This window comes from Vogesella urethralis (genome assembly GCF_007644045.2).
Taxonomy (GTDB): Bacteria; Pseudomonadota; Gammaproteobacteria; order Burkholderiales; family Chromobacteriaceae; genus Vogesella; species Vogesella urethralis.
In genome coordinates, this window is sequence record NZ_VMDW02000099.1 from 286,674 (window position 1) to 306,299 (window position 19,626).

The following is a 19,626-nucleotide window of genomic DNA, read 5'->3' on the forward strand; positions in this document are numbered from 1 at the left end:
GAAAGCCGCAGTATAACGCAAAATAGTTTTGTAGAAAAATAAAACCCGTGTGAATATGGCGCAACAAGGCTGCGCCCGCTGGCAAAATGCCGCTATTGGCGTGCATTTATGCCGATTTGGCGGGCATAAACTGTCATTGCTGCTACACTGCCGGCAAATTTTGGCAAGTGCTATCGAAAGCAGCGTGAAGTGTCATATTTCTGTAACCGCTTTTTTCTATCCTTGCCATAATCGTAGATGGAAGGATTCCGCCCCATGCCCGCCAATATTCTGCTTGTTGAAGACGAACCCGCCATCCAGGAGCTGATTGCGTTCAATCTGGTCCAGGCTGGCCACCACGTACTGCGTGCCAGTACCGCCGAGGTGGCATTGACCCTGGTCAAGAACGCGCTGCCGGACCTCATCCTGCTGGACTGGATGCTGCCCGGCGCTTCCGGCGTTGAAATCGCCCGCAAGCTGCGCGCCGACGAGCGTACCCGCCAGATCCCCATCATCATGCTGACCGCCCGCTCCGAAGAGCAGGACAAGGTACAAGGCCTGGAAGCCGGTGCCGACGACTACATCACCAAGCCGTTCTCGCCGCGCGAGCTGCTGGCGCGCATCAAGGCCGTGTTGCGCCGCCGTGCGCCGCAGATGACCGACGACGCGGTGGAAGTGAAAGGCCTGCGCCTGGACCCGGTTACGCACCGCGTACAGGGCAACGGTACCAATGTGGATCTGGGGCCGACCGAATTCCGCCTGCTGCATTTCTTCATGACCCACGCCGAACGCGTACATTCGCGCACCCAGCTGCTGGACCAGGTATGGGGCGACCACGTGTTTGTGGAAGAGCGCACCGTGGACGTGCATATCCGCCGCCTGCGCAGCGCGCTGGAACCCACCGGGCACGACAGCCTGATCCAGACCGTGCGTGGTACCGGCTACCGTTTCTCTGCCCAGGGGTAGGTTTTGGCTGAATTCTTCAAGCGCACACTGGGCTGGCTGATCGCCATGACCGTGGTGTCGCTGGCCTTCGGGCTGATTTTCGGCGACATCGTCGGCCTTGGCCTGCTGCTGGCCATGCTGCTGCTGTGGCTGTCTTTCCACCTGTATCACATCGCCCTGCTGGTACGCTGGCTGAACAACCCGGTGCCCGGCCGGGTGCCGGACGGTTTTGGCGCCTGGCACGGCATTTTCATGACGCTGTACCGCCAGGCGCGCAAACAGAAGCAAAGCAAGAAACGCCTGGCCGGTGTGCTGGACCGCTTCGTCAACGCCGGCGAAGCCATGCCGGACGGCGTGGTGGTGCTGGACGAGTACGACCACATCGAGTGGATCAACCCGATGGCGGTGGAACACCTGGGCCTGAACCGCAAGACCGACATCGGCAGCCAGATCCTGAACCTGGTGCGCCAGCCGGCCTTCCACGACTACATGGCGGCGCAAAGCTACAGCCAGCCGTTGATCCTGCACGGCGGCAACAGCAAGGAGCTGGTGTTGTCCATCCAGCTGGTGCCGTTCGACACCACGCGCAAGCTGCTGCTATCGCGCGATATCACCCAGCTGGAACGGGTGCAGACCGTACACCGCGACTTTGTGGCCAACGTCTCGCACGAGCTGCGCACGCCGCTGACCGTGGTGGGCGGCTTTCTGGAAACGCTGTCCGACATGCCGCAGGTAGAAGACGCCACCCTGCGCCAGTTCCTGCCGATGATGCTGGAGCAGTCGCGCCGCATGCAGAACCTGGTAGAAGACCTGCTGACGCTGTCGCGCATCGAGAACGGCCCGCGCACCGTGCTGCAAGACCGCGTGGACATGGCCGGGCTGATGGACACGCTGGTGGTGGAAGCCGAAGGCTTGTCGCAAGGCCGGCACCGCATCGTGGTGAAGAACGCCTGCCCGCACGACCTGTGGGGCAGCGCGCAGGAACTGCACTCGGCGTTCGGCAACCTGGTGTCCAACGCCGTGCGCTACACGCCGGAAGGCGGCAGCATCTACCTGCGCTGGACGCAGGAAGACGACGGCCGCGTGGCGTTTACCGTGGCGGATACCGGCATCGGCATTCCGCGCGAGCACCTGCCGCGCCTGACCGAGCGCTTCTATCGTGTGGACCGTGGCCGCTCGCGCGGCAACGGCGGCACCGGCCTGGGCCTCGCCATCGTCAAGCACGTGCTGGCCCGCCATCACGCCAAGCTGGACATCCAGAGCGAACCCGACAAGGGCAGCGTATTCAGCGTGATCTTCAACCCCGAACAGGTAGCCAGCCGTGATTGAGCATATCGTGTTGTTCCGCTTTGCCGGGCACGCCAGCAGCGCCGATACCGACGCTGCGCTGGCGGCTTTTGCGGCGCTGCCCGCTGCCATTGCCGAGGTGCGCGATTTCCGCGGCGGTACCGACATCAGCCCGGAAAACCTGGCCCAGGGCTATACCCACGGCTGGGTGCTGCGCTTTGACGATGCCGCCGCGCTGCGCCGCTACCTCGACCACTCGGCCCATCTGGCCTTCGTGGCGCAGGTACAGCCGCTGCTGGTGCAGGCGCTGGTGTTCGATTTTGACAGCGGCCAGGCCTGATTGACGTACATGCGGATGTGCTGTGCTGAGCGTTGCTGTCGGGCAGGCTTGTGCCATTTTTTGCCATCCGGCTACTGGCTTGTGCCATTACTTTGTTCTTGATGGGTAAATTGTGTCGCGGCTGCCCCGTTTTTGCTGGCCTGTAATGGCTTTGCTACAGACCGCGGGCAAGGTAGCATGTGACGTACTACATCAGCGGCGCACCAAGCCTGTCGCCGCCCGTCAACATAACGAGCAACACACCCATGAACCGACTACAAGCCATCCGTCCTTTCGGCCAGCGCATCTGGCTGGACAACCTGTCCCGTGAACTGCTGCAAACCGGCGAGCTGGCCCGCCTGCTGGCCGACGACGGCATTGCCGGCGTCACCTCCAACCCGGCCATTTTCCATAAAGCCATCAGCACCGACCCGCGTTACCAGGACGAGTTGGCCGCGCTGAAAACCGACGCCAGCCTCAGCGCCGAGCAGCGCTACGAAACGCTGGTGATCGCCGACATCCAGGCCGCCTGCGACCTGACCCTGCCGCAGTACCAGGCCACCGCCGGCGACGACGGCTACGTGTCGCTGGAAGTGTCGCCGGCACTGTCGCGCGACGAGGCCGGCACTCTGGCCGCCGCCCGCCGCCTGTGGGCCGCCATCGACCGCCCGAACGCCATGATCAAGATTCCGGCCACGCCGGAAGGCATTGCCGCCTTTGGCCAGCTGACCGCCGAAGGCATCAACGTCAACATCACGCTGCTGTTCTCGCTGCCGCAAGTAGAAGCGGTGTGGGACGCCTACATCGCCGGCCTCACCGCGCGTCACGCTGCTGGCCAGCCGCTGCGCCACGTGAAAGCCGTGGCCAGCTTCTTCCTGTCGCGCGTGGACAGCCTGCTGGACGCGCAGCTGCCGGCCGAGCTGCAGGGCAAGGTAGCGGTGTCGCTGTCCAAAGTGGCGTACCAGCGCTACCTGGCGCGCTTCCACGGTGAGGAATTTGCCGTGCTGAAAGCTGCCGGCGCCCGCCCGCAGTTTCTGCTGTGGGCTTCCACCGGCACCAAGAACAAGGCCTACTCCGACGTGCTGTACGTGGAAAGCCTGATCGGCGACGAAACCGTCAACACCGTACCGGACGCCACGCTGGCGCTGTTCCGCGACCACGGCAACGCCGCCGCCACGCTGAACCAGGGCGCCGACGAGGCACGTGCCGTGCTGGAAGCAGCGGCTGCCGCGGGGGTGGATTTCAACGCTGCCGGCGAACAGCTGCAGCGCGACGGTCTGGTGCTGTTCGAGAAAGCCTTTGCCGAACTGCTGGTGCTGACCGCCTGATCCGTATTACCAGCAGCAACAAGAAAGCGCCCAGCCGGGCGCTTTCTTGCTTTATTAGCCAATTCGGGTATTGATTGGCATTAAATATTTTATTAACATGCGCCGCGTTTTAAACAACAACGCTTTTTGTATAATGAAAAAGTTTGCTTTTGCAGCGCTGATTGCTTCCCTGTCTTCCATCGCTTGTGCCGCTGACGTCTACGTTGGTGCAGGTTTCAACCAGTTGAACATCGATATCGATGGCGGTCAGTCCCTGAACCCGACTGCCATCAACCTTATCGTTGGTACCGAAGTCACCCCGAACTTTGCCGTTGAAGCACGCCTGTACACCAGTCTGGCTGACGATAGCATTCGTGTGAGCAATACGACTTCTGTCGATATCGGCCTGGATCACGCCGAAGGCGTTTACGCCAAAGGTATTCTGCCGATCAACGAGCAGGTATCGGCATACGGTCTGCTGGGCTACACCAATGGGGCACTGAAGGCCAGCGTTGGCAATACCAGCGTCACTTCCGACGATGACTCGGATGTCAGCTATGGTGCCGGCATGACCTTCAAAGTGAACAAGCAGGTTGGCATCAATCTGGAATACACCCGCATGTTCACTGGCTCGGATTACCATATCGACAATATTGGTGCGTCGCTGACTTACCGCTTCTGATCGATAGCAGTGAAAGTAAAAGCGCCCAGCCGGGCGCTTTTTTGTTGTTGCGGCCAACCTTGCCTGCTCAGGCCGGCTGGTGGGTGGCGGCCAGCACGATCTCGCGGATGCACACGTTTTGCGGCGCCTCGTAGGCGTAGCGGATGGCGTCGGCCACGTCTTCGGCGCGCAGCACCGGGCCCATGGTGCGCTTCCACGCTTCGTAGCCTTCACGGATGCTGGCGCTGGTGGTGTGGCCCAGCAGCTCGGTTTCCACTGCGCCCGGGGCGATGGTGATCACCCGCACGTTGTGGCTGCTCACCTCCTCGCGCAGGTTCTCGCTGATGGCGTGCACGGCAAACTTGCTGCCGCAGTAGGCCACGTGGTCGGGGAAGGTTTTGCGGCCGGCGATGGAGCTGACGTTGATGATGGTGCCGTGGCGACGCGCCATCATGCCGGCCAGCACGGCGTGGATACCGTTGAGCACGCCACGCACGTTCACGTCCAGCATGCGTTGCCATTCGGCCGGGTCCTGCTCGTGCATGCGGCCCAGCAGCATCACACCGGCGTTGTTCACCAGCGCGTCGGCGGCGCCGTACTGCGCCTCGGCTTCCGCTACCGCGGCGTGCAGCGCGGCGGCATCGGTCACGTCTACCTGGCGGCACAAGGTATGCGGCAAGGCCAGCGCTTGCAGGCGTTCGATGCGGCGAGCCAGCAGCAGCAGCGGGTAGCCCAGGGCCGACAGCTGGCGGGCGGTGGCTTCGCCGATGCCGGAACTGGCACCGGTAATGATGATCAGCGGTTTGCGCATGACAGGTCTTTCATGTGTTTGGTCGATGGCTGGCAGTGTAAGGCGCGCTTAATCGCGTGAAAAATGATAAATTTCGCTGTCTGTCATCGGAAAGTTCTATGGATTCGCGTCAGCTGAAGGCCTTCATCGCCGTGTTCGAAGAGCGCAACATCACCCGTGCCGCTGCCCGGCTGCATCTGACCCAGCCTACGCTGTCGGTGACCATCCGCCAGCTGGAGGACGAGCTGGGCACGCCCTTGTTCGGGCGCGAGGCGCGCGGCGTCAGCGTCAGCGATGCGGCCCGCCGCTTGTACCCGCAGGCGCAGCAGTTGCTGGCGCAGATGACACAGCTGAAAGCACAGTTTGCGGCGCCGCAGGGCTGCCTGCCGTTGGCGCTGGGGGTGGAAGCCGACCTCGGTGTAGCCCAGCGCCAGGCGTTGCTGGCGCATTGTCGGCAGGCGCTGCCGCAGCTGCTGTTGCAGGTGTTGCCCGGTTGTAGCGGCGAGGTGCGGCTGGCCAGCGAGGAGCTGCGTTGCGAGGACGAGCTGTTCCTGCCGTTGTGGGAAGAGGCCTTCGTGCTGGCCCTGCCGCACGCCAGCAGCGCAGCGGCCGTGACGCCGCTGCAGGCGATGGCGCTGGACTGGGTGGTGTGTCCGTCGCACCCGTCGCACCAGCGTTTGCTGGCGTGGCTGGGCGGCGGCGGGCCGGCGCTGGCCAGCGCGCACCAAGCCGGTAGCCTGGCGCTGGCGTGCGACATGGTGCAGGCCGGGCTGGGCGTGGCCTTGTTGCCGCCGGCGTTGTTGCGGCCGGGCATGGGCTGGCAGGCGCTGGAAGGGGCGGCGCCGTCGCGCCGGGTGGGGCTGTGTTATGCGGCCAACGTGGCCAGCCAGCCGGCGGTGGCGGCCTTGCTGCACAGCCTGCACGCTTGGCCGCAAGCCGGGGCGGTTTAAGCGGCGGGCTTCAGGGTGCGGCGTGCTGCCATGCGCCGGCCGGCGTCGGCCAGCTCGCTGTCGTTGATCAGCGCGGCGGCGGTGGGGAACAGCCATTGTTCCTCGCGTTGCGCGTGTTCACGGTACAAGCGGGCAAATTCGTGCACTTCGTCGGCGCTGATGTCGTCCAGTGTGGCGGCGTTGTAGGCCAGCAGGTCATCGCGGATGGCATTCCAGCGCGAATGCAGGTAGCCGTGCTCGCCCAGCAGCTGTTCGATCTTGGGGGCGGCGTCCGGCTGGCGCGCCAGGATCAGCGGAAACAGCTCGTCTTCTTCGTCCTGATGGTGCGCCGGGCCGGCCAGGTCGAAGTAACGCACGATGCCGCTAATGGTGTTGATCACCGCCTGGTTGCGGCCGTGCTCGGCTATGTAGGCCGGCAGCGCGTCCAGCTGGTCGCAGAAGCGGCGTACCTTGTCGTGACAGGCGTACAGCATGTCCAGCGGTTCGTCGAACGAGGGGGCGGCTGCCGAGGCAGTCAGGGCGTCGAGGCTAAGCATGGCCATCTCCTGGCAAAGGTGTCGCTGCAGTATGGTGCGTGATGCTGCGTTTGCACATGACATGGCTCAAGCAGCGGTCTTTTTGCCGGCTCGCAAGGCGGGCGGGCGATGCGGTAAAGTGATGCACCCCCTGTGCCGGAGTATCCCATGCCTGAGCCGTTCCGCGTTTCCCCCCTGCCGCACGATGCGGCCAACCTGGCCGCCGCGCTGGCCTTGCACGACGCTGCCCACGCGCTGGAGGTAGCCTGGCTGGACGGTTACCGTCTGCCACGGCTGTGGCGTACGGTGGACGATATCGTCAGCAGTCCGCTGCAGATTCTGGCGGCCTGGGACGAGGCGGGGACGCTGTGCGGTTTGCTGACCCTGGGGCGCTACAAGGATGGCCGCGCCGATATCGCCCGCACGCTGGTACACCCGCAGCGGCTGGGCGAGGGCTGGGCCGGCCGCCTGCTGACGGTGGCGTTGCAGCACGAGCAAGCTGCCACGGTGATGACGGCGGCGGCCAACCGTGCGGCCGTGCGTTGCTACCAGAAAGCCGGCTTTGTCGAAAGCAAGCGCTTTGCCGCGCCGGACGGCCTGCCGCTGTTGCGGCTGGCGTGGACGCGCGACGACAGCCCGCTACCGCTGAGCCTGGGCGACGATGGCTGGGTAAACGAGGCACAGCACGTGCCGTCGCCCAACTGCGACGACTACCCGGCGCCGGCCGCCACCCCGTTGCTGGTGGTGCACAATATCAGCCTGCCGCCGTACCGTTACGGTGGCAGCGGCGTGGCCGAGCTGTTCACCAATACGCTGGACCCCGCCGCGCACCCGTTTTACGCCGAGATCGCGCACCTGCGCGTGTCCTGCCACTTTTTCATCCGCCGCGACGGTAGCCTGGTTCAGTTTGTGCCGGTGCACCGCCGCGCCTGGCACGCCGGCGCCTCGCAGTGGCAGGGGCGCGAACGCTGCAACGATTTTTCGCTGGGGGTGGAGCTGGAAGGCTGCGATTTCGAGCCGTTCGCCCACGCCCAGTACCGCACCCTCGCCGCGCTGGCGCAACTGCTGCAGGCGCAGTGCGGCGTGCAGGCCATTACCGGCCACGAGCACATCGCCCCCGGCCGCAAGACCGACCCCGGCCCGTACTTCGACTGGGCACGGTTGTCGGCCACGCTGGGGCGGCCGTTGCCGGAAAATGCAGCCTGATGCTGGCGGCCGGGCCGGCCCGCATTGCCAGTGGCGGGCGGCCTTCTTATGATGGTGGCCCTGCCCATCCCGCCTGGCTGTTTTCCCCATGATCGTTTTACCCCGCTACAACTGGCTGCGCCTGCTGTTTGTCTGGCACGGCTCGGTCCTGCCGCGCATTGTGTCGCGGCTGGCCATCGTGTTTTCGCTGTCGCTGCTGTCGGCGCTGTTGGATGGCTGGTGGCTGAGCCAGCACGCCGATTCGGCGCTGAACGTCAGCATTTTTACGCTGATGGGCGTGTCGCTGGCCATCTTCCTCGGCTTTCGCAACTCGGCCAGCTACGAGCGCTTCTGGGAAGCGCGCAAACTGTGGGGCGGTCTGCTGATCGTCAGCCGTTCGCTCACCGGCAAGCTGCAGCCTGTGGCGGCGCCGCAGGTGCGGCCGATGCTGTACGCCGTCTGTGCGCTGACCTACGCGCTGAAAGGCCAGCTGCGCGACGACGACACCCACCCGCACCTGGTGCGCCTGTTGCCGGCCGAGCTGGCTGAACAGCTGCGCAGCGGCCGCAATATCCCGGCGCGGCTGCTGGCCTGGCTGCACGCGCAGAATCACCAGCTGCTGCGCGACGGCCACCTCACCGAACAGCAGTGGCTGTCGGTAGACCGCAACCTGGACACGCTGGGCGAGGTAGTGGGCGGCTGTGAACGCATCCGCAATACGCCGATTCCGTTTACCTACCGCGTGCTGCTGAACCGTACCGTTACCGGCTATTGCCTGCTGCTGCCGCTGGGCCTGGTCACCACCATTGGCTGGCTGACACCCATCATTGCCGTATTCATCGCCTATACCTACCTGGCGCTGGACAGCCTGGGCGACGAGCTGGAAGAACCATTCGGCAAGGAAGGCAACGACCTGCCGTTGTCGGCGCTGTGCTACGGCATCGAGCAGTCGGTGCGCGACATGCTGGGCGAGCCGATGCCGGTCGAGCCGCCGCCGCGGCAAGGCATTTACCAGTTCTAAGCGCCTGCTGGCGCAACAATCGGGTTGCCGCGCCCGCGGCCAAGCCGCATGCTGGAGGTCTCGTCCACACTGGGGCCTGCCATGGCACTGCCTTCCCTTCTCCGTTTGATCCTGCTGGCTGCCATCTGGGGCAGCAGCTTCCTGTTCATGCGCGTGCTGTCGCCTGTGATGGGGGCCTTGTCGGTGGCCGCCGGCCGGGTGGCGTTTGCCAGCCTGGGCCTGTGGCTGCTGCTGCGCTGGTGGCGGCTGGCCATCCCGGGCGGCCCGCGCTGGCGGGCGGCGCTGTGGCTGGGCGTGATCAGCTCCGCTATCCCTTTCCTGATGTATTCGTTGGCCGCGCACGCCTTGCCCGCCGGCTACAGCGCCATGTTCAACGCCACCACGCCGCTGATGGCGGTGGTGGTGGGCGGGCTGGCGTTTGGCGAACGGCTGGCGCCGGCGCGGCTGGGCGGGCTGCTGCTGGGCCTGGCCGGGGTGGCCGTGCTGCTGCAAACCGGGCCGGTGGCGCTGACGCCGGCGGTGTTGCTGGGCGGTGGCATGTGCCTGCTGGCCACCACCTGTTACGCGCTGTCCGGCTATTTGACGCGGCGCTGGATAGGCGAGCAGGGCGGCATGGACAGCCGGCTGGTGGCGCTGGGCAGCCAGCTGGGGGCGACCGCCGTATTGCTGCCGCTGTGGTTGCTTAGTCTGCGGTGGCAGCCGTTGCCGTTCGGCGCACTGGACGCCGGCCACTGGCTGGCCTGGCTGGCGCTGGGCCTGCTGTGTACCGCCGCCGCCTACGTGCTGTACTTCCGGCTGATCGCTGACGAAGGCCCGCTGAAGGCGATGAGCGTCACCTTTGTCATTCCGGTGTTTGGTGTGCTGTGGGGCGTGCTGTTCCTGCACGAAGCGTTAAGCGGCGCGCACCTGGCCGGCGGCGTGCTGATTGCGCTGGCGCTATGGCTGGTGGTGCGCCAACCGGCGCCGAAATGAAAAAAGGTTGGCCGCGGCCAACCTTTTTGCTGACGCGCAGCCGGCTTTACAGCTCGACCTGGGCGCCCATTTCCACCACGCGGTTGGACGGGATTTGGAAGAAGTCGGTGGCGCGCAGCGCGTTGCGGCTCATCCACACGAACAGCTTTTCGCGCCACGGCGCCAAGCCTTCGCGTTCGGTCTGGATCAGCGTCTCGCGCGACAGGAAGAACGAGGTGTCCATCAGCTCGAACTGCATGCCCTGCGCCTCGCACAGGTCCAGCACCTCCTGCACGCTCGGCGTTTCCTTGAAGCCGTAGTAGGCCATCACGCGCCAGAAGCTGTTGGACAACTGCTGGATCTCGATGCGCTGCTCGGCTTCGATGAACGGTACTTCCTCGGTACGGATGGTCATCAGCACGATGCGCTCGTGCAGCACCTTGTTGTGCTTCAGGTTATGCAGCAGCGCGTGCGGCACGCCGTGGGTGGAGTTGGTCAGGAACACGGCGGTACCCTGCACGCGGTCGGGCGAGTAGGTTTCCATGTTCTCGATAAAACCATCCAGCGGGATGGCCATTTCGTTCAGGCGGCTCATCAGCAGCGAGCGGCCCTGCTTCCAGGTGCTCATCAGGATGAAGGCCAGTACGCCGATCAGCAGCGGCAGCCAGCCGCCGGCAAAGATTTTGACCACGTTGGCCGCAAACAGCGGAATGTCTACCGCCAGCAGCGCAACCAGCAGCGGGGCCACCAGCATCGCCGACCATTTCCACTGCTTCAGCGCCACCGTGCACGCCAGAATGGAAGTAATCACCATGGTGCCGGTCACGGCAATGCCGTAGGCGCCAGCCAGCGCGCTGGAGCTCTGGAACATCACTACCACCGCAATCACGGCAAACAGCAGCCCCCAGTTCACCAGCGGGATGTAGATCTGGCCGATTTCTTTCTCGGAGGTGTGGGTGATTTCCATACGCGGCAGGAAGCCCAGTTGTACAGCCTGGCGGGTCAGCGAGAACACGCCGGAGATCACCGCTTGCGAGGCGATAACGGTAGCGGCTGTCGACAGGATCACCATCGGCAGCAGCGCCCATTGCGGCGCCAGGTGGAAGAAGGGGTTGGCGCGGGCCGCCGGGTCGGCCAGGATTTCGGCGCCCTGGCCGAAGTAGTTCAGCATCAGCGCCGGCAGCACATAGAAAAACCAGGCCAGGCGGATCGGTTTGCGGCCGAAGTGACCCATGTCGGCGTACAGCGCCTCGGCGCCGGTCAGTGCCAGCACCACCGAACCCAGTGCCAGGAAACCGACACCGCGGTGCTCCAGCATGAAGTTCAGGCCCCAGGCCGGGTTCAGCGCGGCCAGCACCGCCGGGTTACCGATAATGCCATGAATGCCCAGCGCGGCCAGCGCACCGAACCACAGCATCATCACCGGGCCGAACAGCTTGCCCACGCTGGCAGTACCGTGCTTCTGGATGACAAACAGCCCCACCAGCACCGCGATGGCAATCGGCAGCACGTACGGTTTGAAGCTGGGGGTAATCACCTCCAGGCCTTCCAGCGCCGACAGCACCGACACGGCCGGCGTAATCACCACCTCGCCGTAGAAAAAGCCGCCGCCCATCAGCCCCAGTGCCGCCAGGATGCGGCCCTTGGGGCCCACCGCACGGCGCGCCAGCGCCATCAGCGTCAGGATGCCGCCTTCACCACGGTTGTCGGCACGCAGCACGAAGGACAGGTATTTCAGCGATACCACCAGGATCAGCCCCCACACGATCAGGGACAGGATGCCCAGCACGTTGGCCTGGTTGGCGGCCAGGCCCAGGTGCGGGCTGAAGCATTCTTTCAGGGTGTAGAGCGGGCTGGTGCCGATGTCACCGTAAACCACGCCCAAGGCCGCCAGGGTCAGGCCGGCCAGTGCTTGCTTGTTATGCGCTTGCATGATGTTTGTCTTGTTGTTCGAGGGGTTTGCATGACAGTTTTGCTGCGCTGCAAAAGGTAAACCACAGGTGAGCGCGCAGATTACTCTCCTGCCCGGTAAATGACCATGCGGCCAACCCGGTATGTGCTGCTTTATGCATAGCGTGTAGATGGTTTGCCACAAAGTGTTCCGATGTGGTTTTCCTGCCAGTTGCAGGGGGCCCGGGCGGGGGGAAAAGCGATGGTTTACTACGCATTTCTATAAATTCTTATCTGCAATTCATGCAAATTCGATAACCTGCATGCATGAATAAGCGCAGGGCAACGCTCTAATGGTCAAGACTGCCATAGTCGGCACGGTGCTGCGAGTGCGCGATGGCGCAGACGGGGAGGCTTGCATGCGTGGGTACGGCAAACGATGGGGATGGCTGGTGCTGTGGCTGGCAGGCGCGGCGCAGGCGTTGCCGGTCAGCCTGCTGACGCAGCAGCAGGTGCCGTATGCGATGCAGCAGGCAGATGGCCGGCAGGAGGGGTTGGCCGTGGCGGTGGTGCAGTGCGCGTTCACCCGGCTAGGGCTAGGCAGCCGCATCCGCTTCATTGCCTGGCGCCGTGCCCAGCAGCGGGTGGCGGCCGGCGAGGCCGACGGCTACTTCCCGGCATCGCGCAATGCGCAGCGCGACGTCACAGAGCAGTGGTTCGGCCCGGTGGCGCCGCAGCAGTGGCGCTGGTACCTGCGCCGTGACAGCCGGGTAGACCCGCAAGCCAGCGGCTTTCGCGAACATGCCCGTGTGGGTGCCTACGCCGGCTCCAATATGCTGGCCTGGCTGCAGACACAGCACTATCAGGTAACGGTGTCGCCGCCCGAGCACGACCAGATGCTGGATGTCTTGCTGGCCGGCCGCGCCGATGCGGTGCTGGCGGCCAACCTGGCGATGGACAGTCTGATCGCGCAGCGCGGCGCCGCCAGCCGGGTGCGCTCGACGCTGGCGCAAGACAAACCGCTGGGCTTGTACCTGTCTCGTGCTTATCTGGCGCGGCAGGCGCCGGGCTTTGCCTTGCAGCTGCAACAGGCGCTGCAACAGTGCCGGCCGCTCAACCCGCGCTAGCGGCTGCCACGCTCAGCGGCAGGAAGGCGGCACCGCGTACGCCGCCGGCGTCACCGTGGCGGGCTTTTTCGATACGCGGCACGCGGGCGAACTTCAGCATGTAGCGCGGCAAGCGTTTGGGCAGCTCGCGGTACAGCTCGTCAAAGTTGGACAAGCCGCCACCCAGCACGATCAGCGCCGGGTCGAGGATGGCCAGGTAGCCGGCAAAACAGCAGGCCATCAGCTCGAAAAACTGCTCGACGAACACCACGGTAGCCGGGTGGCCTTCGCGGTAGCGCTGGATGATGTCCACTGCCGCCAGCCGTTCGCTGAAACGGTGGAAAAACAACTGCTCGAACCCGCGGCCGGACAGGTAGTTGTCGATGCAGCCACGTTGGCCGCAACCGCAGGCAAACACCGGCAGGTCGCCGCCAAAGGCCTGCAGTGCGTCGATCGGCAGCCGCATGTGGCCCAGTTCGCCGGCCACGTGGTTCAGGCCGTTGTGGATCTGGCCGCGGAAGATCATGCCGGCGCCGACGCCGGTGCCCAGGATCACGCCCAGTACCGAGGCCACGCCGTGGTTGGCCGCGTCCATTGCCTCGGACAGCGCAAAGCAGTTGGCGTCGTTATCGATGAACACCGGGCGGCCCAGGCGTTCTTGCAGGTCTTCCTGCAGGCGGCGGCCGTTGGCGGCGGGGACGTTGGCCGCCAGCAGGCTGCCGCTGATGCTGTCGATGATGCCGGGAATGCCCAGGCCGATGCTGCCCTGGCAGCCCAGCTCGGCATCGGCCTGCCCGATGCAGCGGCACAGCGCATCCAGCAGGGTGGGGTAATCGTTGGGGGTGGGAAAGCGCTGCTGGCGCACGCACTGCAGCGTGGCGTCAAAGGCGCCGAATGCCACTTTGGTACCGCCGATGTCGAATCCGTAATGCATGGTGAAGTCTGTCTAGAAGGCAGGCTTGGCTGCGGTGTTTATCAAGATGTCTGCAAAAAAGTGCCGTTGCCGGTGAAGGCAACGGCCAAGCTCTGCATGACCTCTCCAGAGGTCGGCAAGGCGATGATACTACCTTGCCCTCCCTGAAAACCGGGCTGGCGCCCGGGTACTACAAAAACACCTTGCTGCTTAGAAGCCGATCCACACGCCAGTCAGGAACTGGTTGGTGTCTTTCGAACCGCTGGCTTTCGGGGCCACTTTGGTCAGGCGGGCGTACCACTCGGCGCCGCCACCGATATCGCGGCCGTACTGCACCGCGTAGCGGCTGTAGTCGTCAGCCACGCCGGTGTTGTTCTGGTTCATGTAGGCGGCCTTGATGTAGCCGGCCTTGCCCATGGTGTAGGTCAGGCCCAGCGAGGTTTCGCTGCCCTTGTTGGTTTGCTTGCCGGCTTTTTCCTGCTTGTACGACTGCACCATGGCACGCAGGGTCAGGTCGTCGGTCACGCCTACCGAAGCGGCCAGGTATTGCTGGCTGTTTTCGATATCGTTGGTGACGGTGGTGGTTTCGCTTACCACGCCGGTGGTCAGGTTAGCCTTGGTTTCCTTGGTCTTGGTGGACGGCTTGCCGCCCAGCACGCCAGCGTACAGCGTGGCTTTGCCCACGGTCAGGGTAGCGGCCAGGTCGTACACGCTGTCCTTGTTGTGTTTCTCGTTGCCCCAGCCGTGCTGCGCGCTGAAGCTGAAGTTGCCGATGGCCGGCGACTGGTAGCTCAGGGTGTTCGGCAGGTACACCTTGCTGGTGACCTTGCCGGCGCCGCCTTCGGCCACCGGCCAGAAGCCTACTTGGCCAAACGGCCAGTCCAGGGTGAGGTAGCTGTTGATGAAGGCGCGGCCGGCTTTCACGGTACCAAAGTCGCCGGACAGGGTGACGTAGGCTTCACGGCTGCCGATGCCTACCTTGTTTTCCACGGTTTCACCGGTGGCGATCTTCTGCGAGATGCGGGCGCCCAGCTTGTTGCCGCCGGCGATGTCCTTGCTGGCGTCAATGTTCAGCAGCAGCGCACGGTCCAGCTCGCTGGTGGTGGTTTTGCCGTTGTCGGTGACGATGTAGTTGGCCTCGGCCGAGCCGCTCAGTTTGAAGATGTCGGTCCAGCTATCGGCAAAGGCCGGGGTGGAAACCAGGGCGGCAATGATCATGGCCAGGGTTTTGCGTTGCATGTTGGTGTTCTCCATGTGTCGTGGTGACGGTGTCGTGGTGACGTTGCAGCTCTATGCCTATGTCATTTTGTGAGGGCGTGACACGGCACTTCTCTGGTGAGCGTGGTTTTTCGCCCGTGAAAACTAGTGGCTAAGGCGGGGTAGAGCCTGGCCGTCGCTGCCGAACAGGTGGCAGTGCGCGGTCTCGAACGCCAGGAAGGTGCGCTGGCCCGGTGCCGGGGCGCGCTGGTCGCCGGCCAGCTTCACCGCCAGGCTGTCCTGGCTGCCACCACAGCGCACGTACACGATCTGCACGTCGCCCAGGTGTTCCACCAGGTCTACCGTCACCGGCAGGCCGGCGTCGGCCAGGCGCAGGTGCTCGGCGCGAATGCCCAGCGTCAGCTCGCCTTCGGCGCGGTAGCCGTCCAGCGTGATCAGCTCGCCGTCGGCCAGGCGCAGGCTGGTGCAGTTGCCGAAGGTGGCTGCGCTGACCGGCAGGAAGTTCATTTTCGGGCTGCCCAAGAAACCGGCCACGAACAGGTTGGCCGGGTGCTGGTACAGCTCCAGCGGGGTGCCCACTTGTTCGATGCGGCCGGCGTTGAACACGGCGATGCGGTCGCCCATGGTCATCGCCTCTACCTGGTCGTGGGTGACGTAGATCATGGTGCTGCCCAGGTCCTGGTGCAGGCGGGTCAGCTCGATGCGCATCTGCACGCGCAGCGCGGCGTCCAGGTTGGACAGCGGTTCGTCGAACAGGAACACGTCCGGCTTGCGTACGATGGCGCGGCCGATGGCCACGCGCTGGCGCTGGCCGCCGGACAGCGCCTTGGGTTTGCGTTCCAGCAGGTGGCCGATTTGCAGGATGTCGGACGCGCGGGTAACGGCGTCGTGAATCTCCTGCTTGCTCTTGCCGGCCAGCTTCAGGCCGAAGGCCATGTTCTCGCGCACGGTCATGTGCGGGTACAGCGCGTAGCTCTGGAACACCATCGCCACGCCGCGGCGGGCGGGCGGCACGTCGTTGGCCAGCGTGTCGCCGATCCACACTTCGCCGGCGCTGATGTCTTCCAGCCCGGCGATCATGCGCATCATGGTGGACTTGCCACAGCCGGACGGGCCGACAAACACCATGAATTCGCCATCGCGGATGTCCAGGTCCACGCCGTGGATCACGGTGGGGCCTTCGTCGTAGGTTTTCTTGATTTGCTTCAGTTTCAGTTCAGCCATGTTTCTTTCCTTGCGACGGCTCAGGCCAGTCGGGCCGGCATGCGGCCATGGGCGTCCAGGGTGCCTTGCAGCCAGTCGCTGACGGCGTGCAGGGCGGCGTCGGCAAAGCCGTAGGTCAGCAATGCCGGGGCGTTCAGGTCGGCGGCGGCGTAGGGGTTCCACAGCGCCAGGTGCAGGTCGGGCTGCCAGCTGGCGGCCTCGCGCGCGCCGTAGCGTTCGCGGGTGGTGGAGGCCAGTACGGTGTAGCGGCCATCCTGTGGCAGCGTCGCCCAGTCCAGCGCCTCGCGGCGGGCAAAGGTGACCACGTCCAGCTCGAAGGCTTCACCCAGCACGGCGATCAGCCGTTCGGCCGACAGGCCGGCTTCCGATACGCCGTCGGACGGCGCCTGTTGTTGCACCACCAGGCGCAGCTGGCGCGAGGTTGGCCGCAACGGCTGGCCATGGGCGGTGAGGGCGCGGCGCCAGGCGTCGGCAAACAGCGCCTCGTCGGCCGCGCGTTGGCTGGCGGGGTAGTCGCGGGTGCGGCTGGGGTGACGGGCCACCAGGGCGTTGACGCGCTGCTCGGCCTCGGCCAGCCGTGCGCTGCCCAGGCTGCCGTCGCGGACGGCGTCTTCCAGCGCCTGGCGGCTGGCGAGCATTTCGTCGCGGAACTGCAGCACCAGCGACAGGTCGGCGCCGGCGCGCAGCGCCTGTGCCGTACCGGCGGCCTGGCCCCAGCGCTCGCGGATGGCTTTCATGTTCATGCCGTCGGTGATGGCCACGCCCTGGTAGCCCCATTGCTGGCGCAGCAGGGTGCCGAGGATGGCCGGCGACAGCGTGGCCGGCCACGCTTCGTCCAGCTGCGGAAACAGGATGTGCGCGCTCATCAGCGACGCGCTGTGCGGCAGCAGGGCGCGGAACGGCGCCAGCTCGTAGTCGTCCAGCGCGGCGCGCGGTTTGTCCACCACCGGCAGGTCGAGATGCGAGTCGGTATGGGTGTCGCCGTGGCCGGGGAAGTGCTTGACGCAGCAGGCGATGTTTTCCTGCTGGTGGCCCTGCATCCAGGCGGCGGCCAACCTCACCGCGCTTTCCGGGTGCTCGCCAAAGCTGCGCTCGCCGATCACCGGGTTTTGCGGGTTGTTGTTCAGGTCCAGCACCGGGCCGTAGTTGAGGTTGATGCCAAGCGACGCCAGGCCGCGCGCCAGCGCAGCGCCCACGTTGCGCGCCAGCGCCTCGTCGCCCACCGCGCCCAGCGCCATGGCCGACGGCGCTTGCGGCAGGAACAGCGTGCGCATCACGGCGCCGCCTTCCTGATCGATGCCGATCAGCACGTCGTCGCCACAGGCGGCGCGCAGCTGCTCTACCAGCGCACGGGTCTGGGCCGCGTCCTGCACGTTGCGGCGGAACAGGCAGATGGCGCGGATATGGTTGTCGCGCAGGAAGGCTTGGTCGTCGGCGTCCAGCGTGGTGCCGGGCACATCCACCATCAGGGCACGGCCGGCGAGGCGGCGCAGGTCTTGGCTCATTTCACAGCTCCGTCAAAGCCGCGCAGGAAGTAGCGCTGGGTAAACAGGAAGACGATCAGGATGGGCAGCACGGTCAGCACCGCGCCGGCGGCCACCACGCGAATCTTGAAACTGAAGGCGCCGGACAGGTACAGCACGCCCACCGACAGCGGGAACTTGTCCGGGCTGGCCATCACGATGGACGGCCAGATGTACTGGTTCCACGCCGCCACCATGGTGAGGATGGTGAGCGCTGCCAGCGCCGGGCGCGCCAGCGGCAGCATGATGTGCCAGAAGATCTGCCATTCGGTGGCGCCGTCCACGCGAGCGGCGTCTACCAGGTCGTTCGGTACCGCCTCGAAAGCCTGCTTCATCAGGAAGATGCCCACCGCGCCGGCCAGACCGGGCAGCACCACGCCGCTGTAGGTATCGCCCATGCCCAGCTTGGACACGGTGATGAAGTTCACCAGGAAGTTCACCTCCGACGGCAGGATCATGGTGGCCAGGATGGCGCCGAACACGATATTGCGGCCCGGAAACTGCATGCGCGCCAGCGGGTAGGCCGCCATGCTGCACACGATCAGCGTGCCGGCCACGGTCAGCGCCGAGATGATGATGGAGTTCTTGTAGAAGGCCAGTACGTCGATGGTGTTGAACACCTCGATGAAGTTGTCCAGGCCCGGGTTTTCCGGCCACATGCGCGGCGGGTAGGTAAACACGTCGCCGCTGGTGGACAGCGCGGTCACCAGCGTCCACCAGAACGGGTACACGGTAATCACCGCCAGCAGCACCAGCACCAGGTAGTGCAGGCTGCGGTTGGCCAGCTTGGCCACATTGAGCTGGCGACGGTGCGCCGCCAGCGGCAGGGTCAGGGTCTTTTCCACGGCGGGCCTCATTTGGAACGCGGTTGCAGGTAGCGGAAGTTCAGCCACGCCAGCGCCACGCAGAACACCGACATCACCAGGCTGGCCGCCAGCGCGCGGCCGAAGTTCAGCGACTTGATGCCGAACTCGTAGGCGTAGAACAGCGCGGTGTAGGTGGACTGCATCGGGCCGCCCTTGGTCATGATCTGCACTTCTTCAAAGCACTTCACCGCCGCCAGCATCGACATCACCGAGCACAGCAGGATGGTGGGCATCAGCAGCGGCACGGTGATCTTCCAGAAGCGCTGCCAGGCGTTGGCGCCGTCCAGTACCGCCGCTTCGTACACGTCTTGCGGCACGCTTTGCAGGCCGGCCAGGTACAGCACCATGTACCAGCCCAGGCCGCGCCAGATGGTGACGAACATCACCGCAAACAGCGCGATGCGGTCGTCGCTGAGCCAGCCGATCGGTTCGTTGATCACGTGCAGCCAGCGCAGCATGGCGTTCAGCGCGCCGTCGTCGGTGTACATGAAGTTCCAGATCACGCCGATCACCGACACCGTGGTCACCACCGGCAGGTAGTAGGCGGCGCGGAACAGCTTGATGCCCGGCAGCTGGTTGTTCACCAGCACCGCCAGCAGGATGGCCAGCACCTGGATGGCAGGCACCACCAGCAGGTACAGCGCCGAGTTCTTCAGCGACGCGATGAACAGCTCGTCGGCGAACAGCTCGCGGAAGTTATCCAGACCGACCCACACCGGGGCGTCGATCAGGTTGTATTGGGTAAACGCCAGGTAGGAACCGAAGCCCACCGGCCAGAAAGAAAACGCCATCAACAACAGCAGCGCTGGCGCCAGGAACAGCCAGGCCTGCAGTGTGTTTTTCTTGGAAGCACTCATACTCACCGCACTTTGCAAACTTGATCCGATACCCGTTGGCCGCAGGCAAAGCCTGGCCACCCCTGCCTGCGCCAGGGCACAGGCAGGGCGGGGGCGTGGTGCTGCTACCGGGGTAGCAG

Annotated in this window: 19 protein-coding genes and 1 pseudogene; 11 read left to right on the plus strand and 9 right to left on the minus strand. The window is 65.0% G+C overall.

The genetic code is table 11. The annotated features are described in order from the left end of the window. Window positions 1-255: 255 nt before the first annotated feature. The 5 genes from phoB (at window position 256) to FLQ03_RS14025 (ending at window position 4,519) form a co-directional block, all read left to right on the plus strand. Window positions 256-945, plus strand: coding sequence for a phosphate regulon transcriptional regulator PhoB (gene phoB, locus FLQ03_RS14005; RefSeq protein WP_144370793.1), 690 nt, complete (start codon window positions 256-258; stop codon window positions 943-945). A 3-nt stretch (window positions 946-948) separates the two neighbouring features. Further along, entirely contained in the window at window positions 949-2,253 is a 1,305-nt protein-coding gene (gene phoR, locus FLQ03_RS14010) for a phosphate regulon sensor histidine kinase PhoR (RefSeq protein WP_144370794.1), read from the plus strand. Then, window positions 2,246-2,551, plus strand: coding sequence for a Dabb family protein (locus FLQ03_RS14015; RefSeq protein WP_144370795.1), 306 nt, complete (start codon window positions 2,246-2,248; stop codon window positions 2,549-2,551). The genes phoR and FLQ03_RS14015 overlap by 8 nt, the downstream gene beginning before the upstream one ends. 245 nt (window positions 2,552-2,796) lie before the next feature. Next, window positions 2,797-3,858 carry a transaldolase gene (tal, locus tag FLQ03_RS14020; protein ID WP_144370796.1) on the plus strand — a complete coding sequence of 354 codons (1,062 nt, stop codon included), beginning with the start codon at window positions 2,797-2,799 and terminating at the stop codon, window positions 3,856-3,858. A 133-nt stretch (window positions 3,859-3,991) separates the two neighbouring features. Continuing rightward, window positions 3,992-4,519: a porin family protein gene (locus tag FLQ03_RS14025; protein WP_170252424.1), complete on the plus strand. Its 528-nt coding sequence runs from the start codon at window positions 3,992-3,994 to the stop codon at window positions 4,517-4,519. A gap of 67 nt (window positions 4,520-4,586) precedes the next feature. Here FLQ03_RS14025 and FLQ03_RS14030 read toward each other — a convergent pair whose 3' ends face one another. Beyond that, on the minus strand, window positions 4,587-5,309 hold the full coding sequence (locus FLQ03_RS14030) for an SDR family oxidoreductase (RefSeq protein WP_144370798.1): 723 nt from the start codon (window positions 5,307-5,309) through the stop codon (window positions 4,587-4,589). Between the two features lie 98 nt (window positions 5,310-5,407). On the opposite strand from FLQ03_RS14030, the gene FLQ03_RS14035 reads away from it, so the two are divergent. Next, window positions 5,408-6,238, plus strand: a complete 831-nt coding sequence (locus FLQ03_RS14035; protein ID WP_144370799.1) for a LysR family transcriptional regulator — start codon at window positions 5,408-5,410, stop codon at window positions 6,236-6,238. Here the strand turns inward: FLQ03_RS14035 and FLQ03_RS14040 are convergent. Continuing rightward, the gene (locus tag FLQ03_RS14040) at window positions 6,235-6,774 is read right to left on the minus strand and encodes a hemerythrin domain-containing protein (protein WP_144370800.1); all 540 of its coding nucleotides are present in this window, start codon (window positions 6,772-6,774) and stop codon (window positions 6,235-6,237) included. The genes FLQ03_RS14035 and FLQ03_RS14040 overlap by 4 nt on opposite strands. Before the next feature lie 147 nt (window positions 6,775-6,921). Between FLQ03_RS14040 and FLQ03_RS19470 the strand changes: the two are divergent. The 4 genes and pseudogenes from FLQ03_RS19470 to FLQ03_RS14055 form a co-directional block, all read left to right on the plus strand. Further along, window positions 6,922-7,359, plus strand: a pseudogene (locus tag FLQ03_RS19470) (GNAT family N-acetyltransferase); the annotation flags it as partial. A gap of 39 nt (window positions 7,360-7,398) precedes the next feature. Continuing rightward, complete coding sequence (gene ampD, locus FLQ03_RS19475; protein ID WP_240802279.1) at window positions 7,399-7,959, plus strand: 1,6-anhydro-N-acetylmuramyl-L-alanine amidase AmpD; 561 nt, start codon at window positions 7,399-7,401, stop codon at window positions 7,957-7,959. A gap of 88 nt (window positions 7,960-8,047) precedes the next feature. Then, window positions 8,048-8,959 (plus strand): bestrophin family protein, encoded by a 912-nt coding sequence (locus FLQ03_RS14050; protein WP_144370802.1) that lies wholly within the window; start codon window positions 8,048-8,050, stop codon window positions 8,957-8,959. A gap of 81 nt (window positions 8,960-9,040) precedes the next feature. Beyond that, entirely contained in the window at window positions 9,041-9,931 is an 891-nt protein-coding gene (locus FLQ03_RS14055; protein ID WP_144370803.1) for a DMT family transporter, read from the plus strand. Between the two features lie 46 nt (window positions 9,932-9,977). Here the strand turns inward: FLQ03_RS14055 and kup are convergent, their stop codons facing one another. Beyond that, window positions 9,978-11,843 (minus strand): low affinity potassium transporter Kup, encoded by a 1,866-nt coding sequence (gene kup / locus FLQ03_RS14060; protein ID WP_144370804.1) that lies wholly within the window; start codon window positions 11,841-11,843, stop codon window positions 9,978-9,980. 376 nt (window positions 11,844-12,219) lie between these two features. On the opposite strand from kup, the gene FLQ03_RS14065 reads away from it, so the two are divergent. Further along, window positions 12,220-12,927 (plus strand): substrate-binding periplasmic protein, encoded by a 708-nt coding sequence (locus FLQ03_RS14065; protein WP_170252425.1) that lies wholly within the window; start codon window positions 12,220-12,222, stop codon window positions 12,925-12,927. Here FLQ03_RS14065 and nagK read toward each other — a convergent pair. From nagK to FLQ03_RS14095, 6 genes are all read right to left on the minus strand, one after another. After that, window positions 12,914-13,840 (minus strand): N-acetylglucosamine kinase, encoded by a 927-nt coding sequence (gene nagK / locus FLQ03_RS14070; RefSeq protein WP_144370806.1) that lies wholly within the window; start codon window positions 13,838-13,840, stop codon window positions 12,914-12,916. The genes FLQ03_RS14065 and nagK overlap by 14 nt on opposite strands. 189 nt (window positions 13,841-14,029) lie before the next feature. Next, window positions 14,030-15,058: a porin gene (locus FLQ03_RS14075; RefSeq protein WP_170252426.1), complete on the minus strand. Its 1,029-nt coding sequence runs from the start codon at window positions 15,056-15,058 to the stop codon at window positions 14,030-14,032. Window positions 15,059-15,181: 123 nt separating this feature from the next. Beyond that, on the minus strand, window positions 15,182-16,261 hold the full coding sequence (locus FLQ03_RS14080; protein WP_144370808.1) for an ABC transporter ATP-binding protein: 1,080 nt from the start codon (window positions 16,259-16,261) through the stop codon (window positions 15,182-15,184). Between the two features lie 20 nt (window positions 16,262-16,281). After that, entirely contained in the window at window positions 16,282-17,766 is a 1,485-nt protein-coding gene (gene nagZ, locus FLQ03_RS14085; RefSeq protein WP_144370809.1) for a beta-N-acetylhexosaminidase, read from the minus strand. Then, a complete protein-coding gene (locus FLQ03_RS14090; RefSeq protein ID WP_144370810.1) occupies window positions 17,763-18,629 on the minus strand; it encodes a carbohydrate ABC transporter permease in 867 nt (288 codons plus the stop codon). The genes nagZ and FLQ03_RS14090 overlap by 4 nt, the downstream gene beginning before the upstream one ends. An 8-nt stretch (window positions 18,630-18,637) precedes the next feature. After that, window positions 18,638-19,507 carry a carbohydrate ABC transporter permease gene (locus tag FLQ03_RS14095; RefSeq protein ID WP_144370811.1) on the minus strand — a complete coding sequence of 290 codons (870 nt, stop codon included), beginning with the start codon at window positions 19,505-19,507 and terminating at the stop codon, window positions 18,638-18,640. Window positions 19,508-19,626 lie beyond the last annotated feature (119 nt).

What these genes read in the sequence shown, in the direction of transcription:
- FLQ03_RS14080 (WP_144370808.1), bottom strand. Translation starts at nt 16,261, where the DNA reads ATGGCTGAACTGAAACTGAAGCAAATCAAGAAAACCTACGACGAAGGC.
- FLQ03_RS14025 (WP_170252424.1), top strand. Translation starts at nt 3,992, where the DNA reads ATGAAAAAGTTTGCTTTTGCAGCGCTGATTGCTTCCCTGTCTTCCATC.
- tal (WP_144370796.1), top strand. Translation starts at nt 2,797, where the DNA reads ATGAACCGACTACAAGCCATCCGTCCTTTCGGCCAGCGCATCTGGCTG.
- FLQ03_RS14075 (WP_170252426.1), bottom strand. Translation starts at nt 15,058, where the DNA reads ATGCAACGCAAAACCCTGGCCATGATCATTGCCGCCCTGGTTTCCACC.
- FLQ03_RS14095 (WP_144370811.1), bottom strand. Translation starts at nt 19,507, where the DNA reads ATGAGTGCTTCCAAGAAAAACACACTGCAGGCCTGGCTGTTCCTGGCG.
- nagK (WP_144370806.1), bottom strand. Translation starts at nt 13,840, where the DNA reads ATGCATTACGGATTCGACATCGGCGGTACCAAAGTGGCATTCGGCGCC.
- FLQ03_RS14030 (WP_144370798.1), bottom strand. Translation starts at nt 5,309, where the DNA reads ATGCGCAAACCGCTGATCATCATTACCGGTGCCAGTTCCGGCATCGGC.
- FLQ03_RS14035 (WP_144370799.1), top strand. Translation starts at nt 5,408, where the DNA reads ATGGATTCGCGTCAGCTGAAGGCCTTCATCGCCGTGTTCGAAGAGCGC.
- FLQ03_RS14055 (WP_144370803.1), top strand. Translation starts at nt 9,041, where the DNA reads ATGGCACTGCCTTCCCTTCTCCGTTTGATCCTGCTGGCTGCCATCTGG.
- nagZ (WP_144370809.1), bottom strand. Translation starts at nt 17,766, where the DNA reads ATGAGCCAAGACCTGCGCCGCCTCGCCGGCCGTGCCCTGATGGTGGAT.
- FLQ03_RS14065 (WP_170252425.1), top strand. Translation starts at nt 12,220, where the DNA reads ATGCGTGGGTACGGCAAACGATGGGGATGGCTGGTGCTGTGGCTGGCA.
- FLQ03_RS14050 (WP_144370802.1), top strand. Translation starts at nt 8,048, where the DNA reads ATGATCGTTTTACCCCGCTACAACTGGCTGCGCCTGCTGTTTGTCTGG.
- kup (WP_144370804.1), bottom strand. Translation starts at nt 11,843, where the DNA reads ATGCAAGCGCATAACAAGCAAGCACTGGCCGGCCTGACCCTGGCGGCC.
- FLQ03_RS14040 (WP_144370800.1), bottom strand. Translation starts at nt 6,774, where the DNA reads ATGCTTAGCCTCGACGCCCTGACTGCCTCGGCAGCCGCCCCCTCGTTC.
- phoB (WP_144370793.1), top strand. Translation starts at nt 256, where the DNA reads ATGCCCGCCAATATTCTGCTTGTTGAAGACGAACCCGCCATCCAGGAG.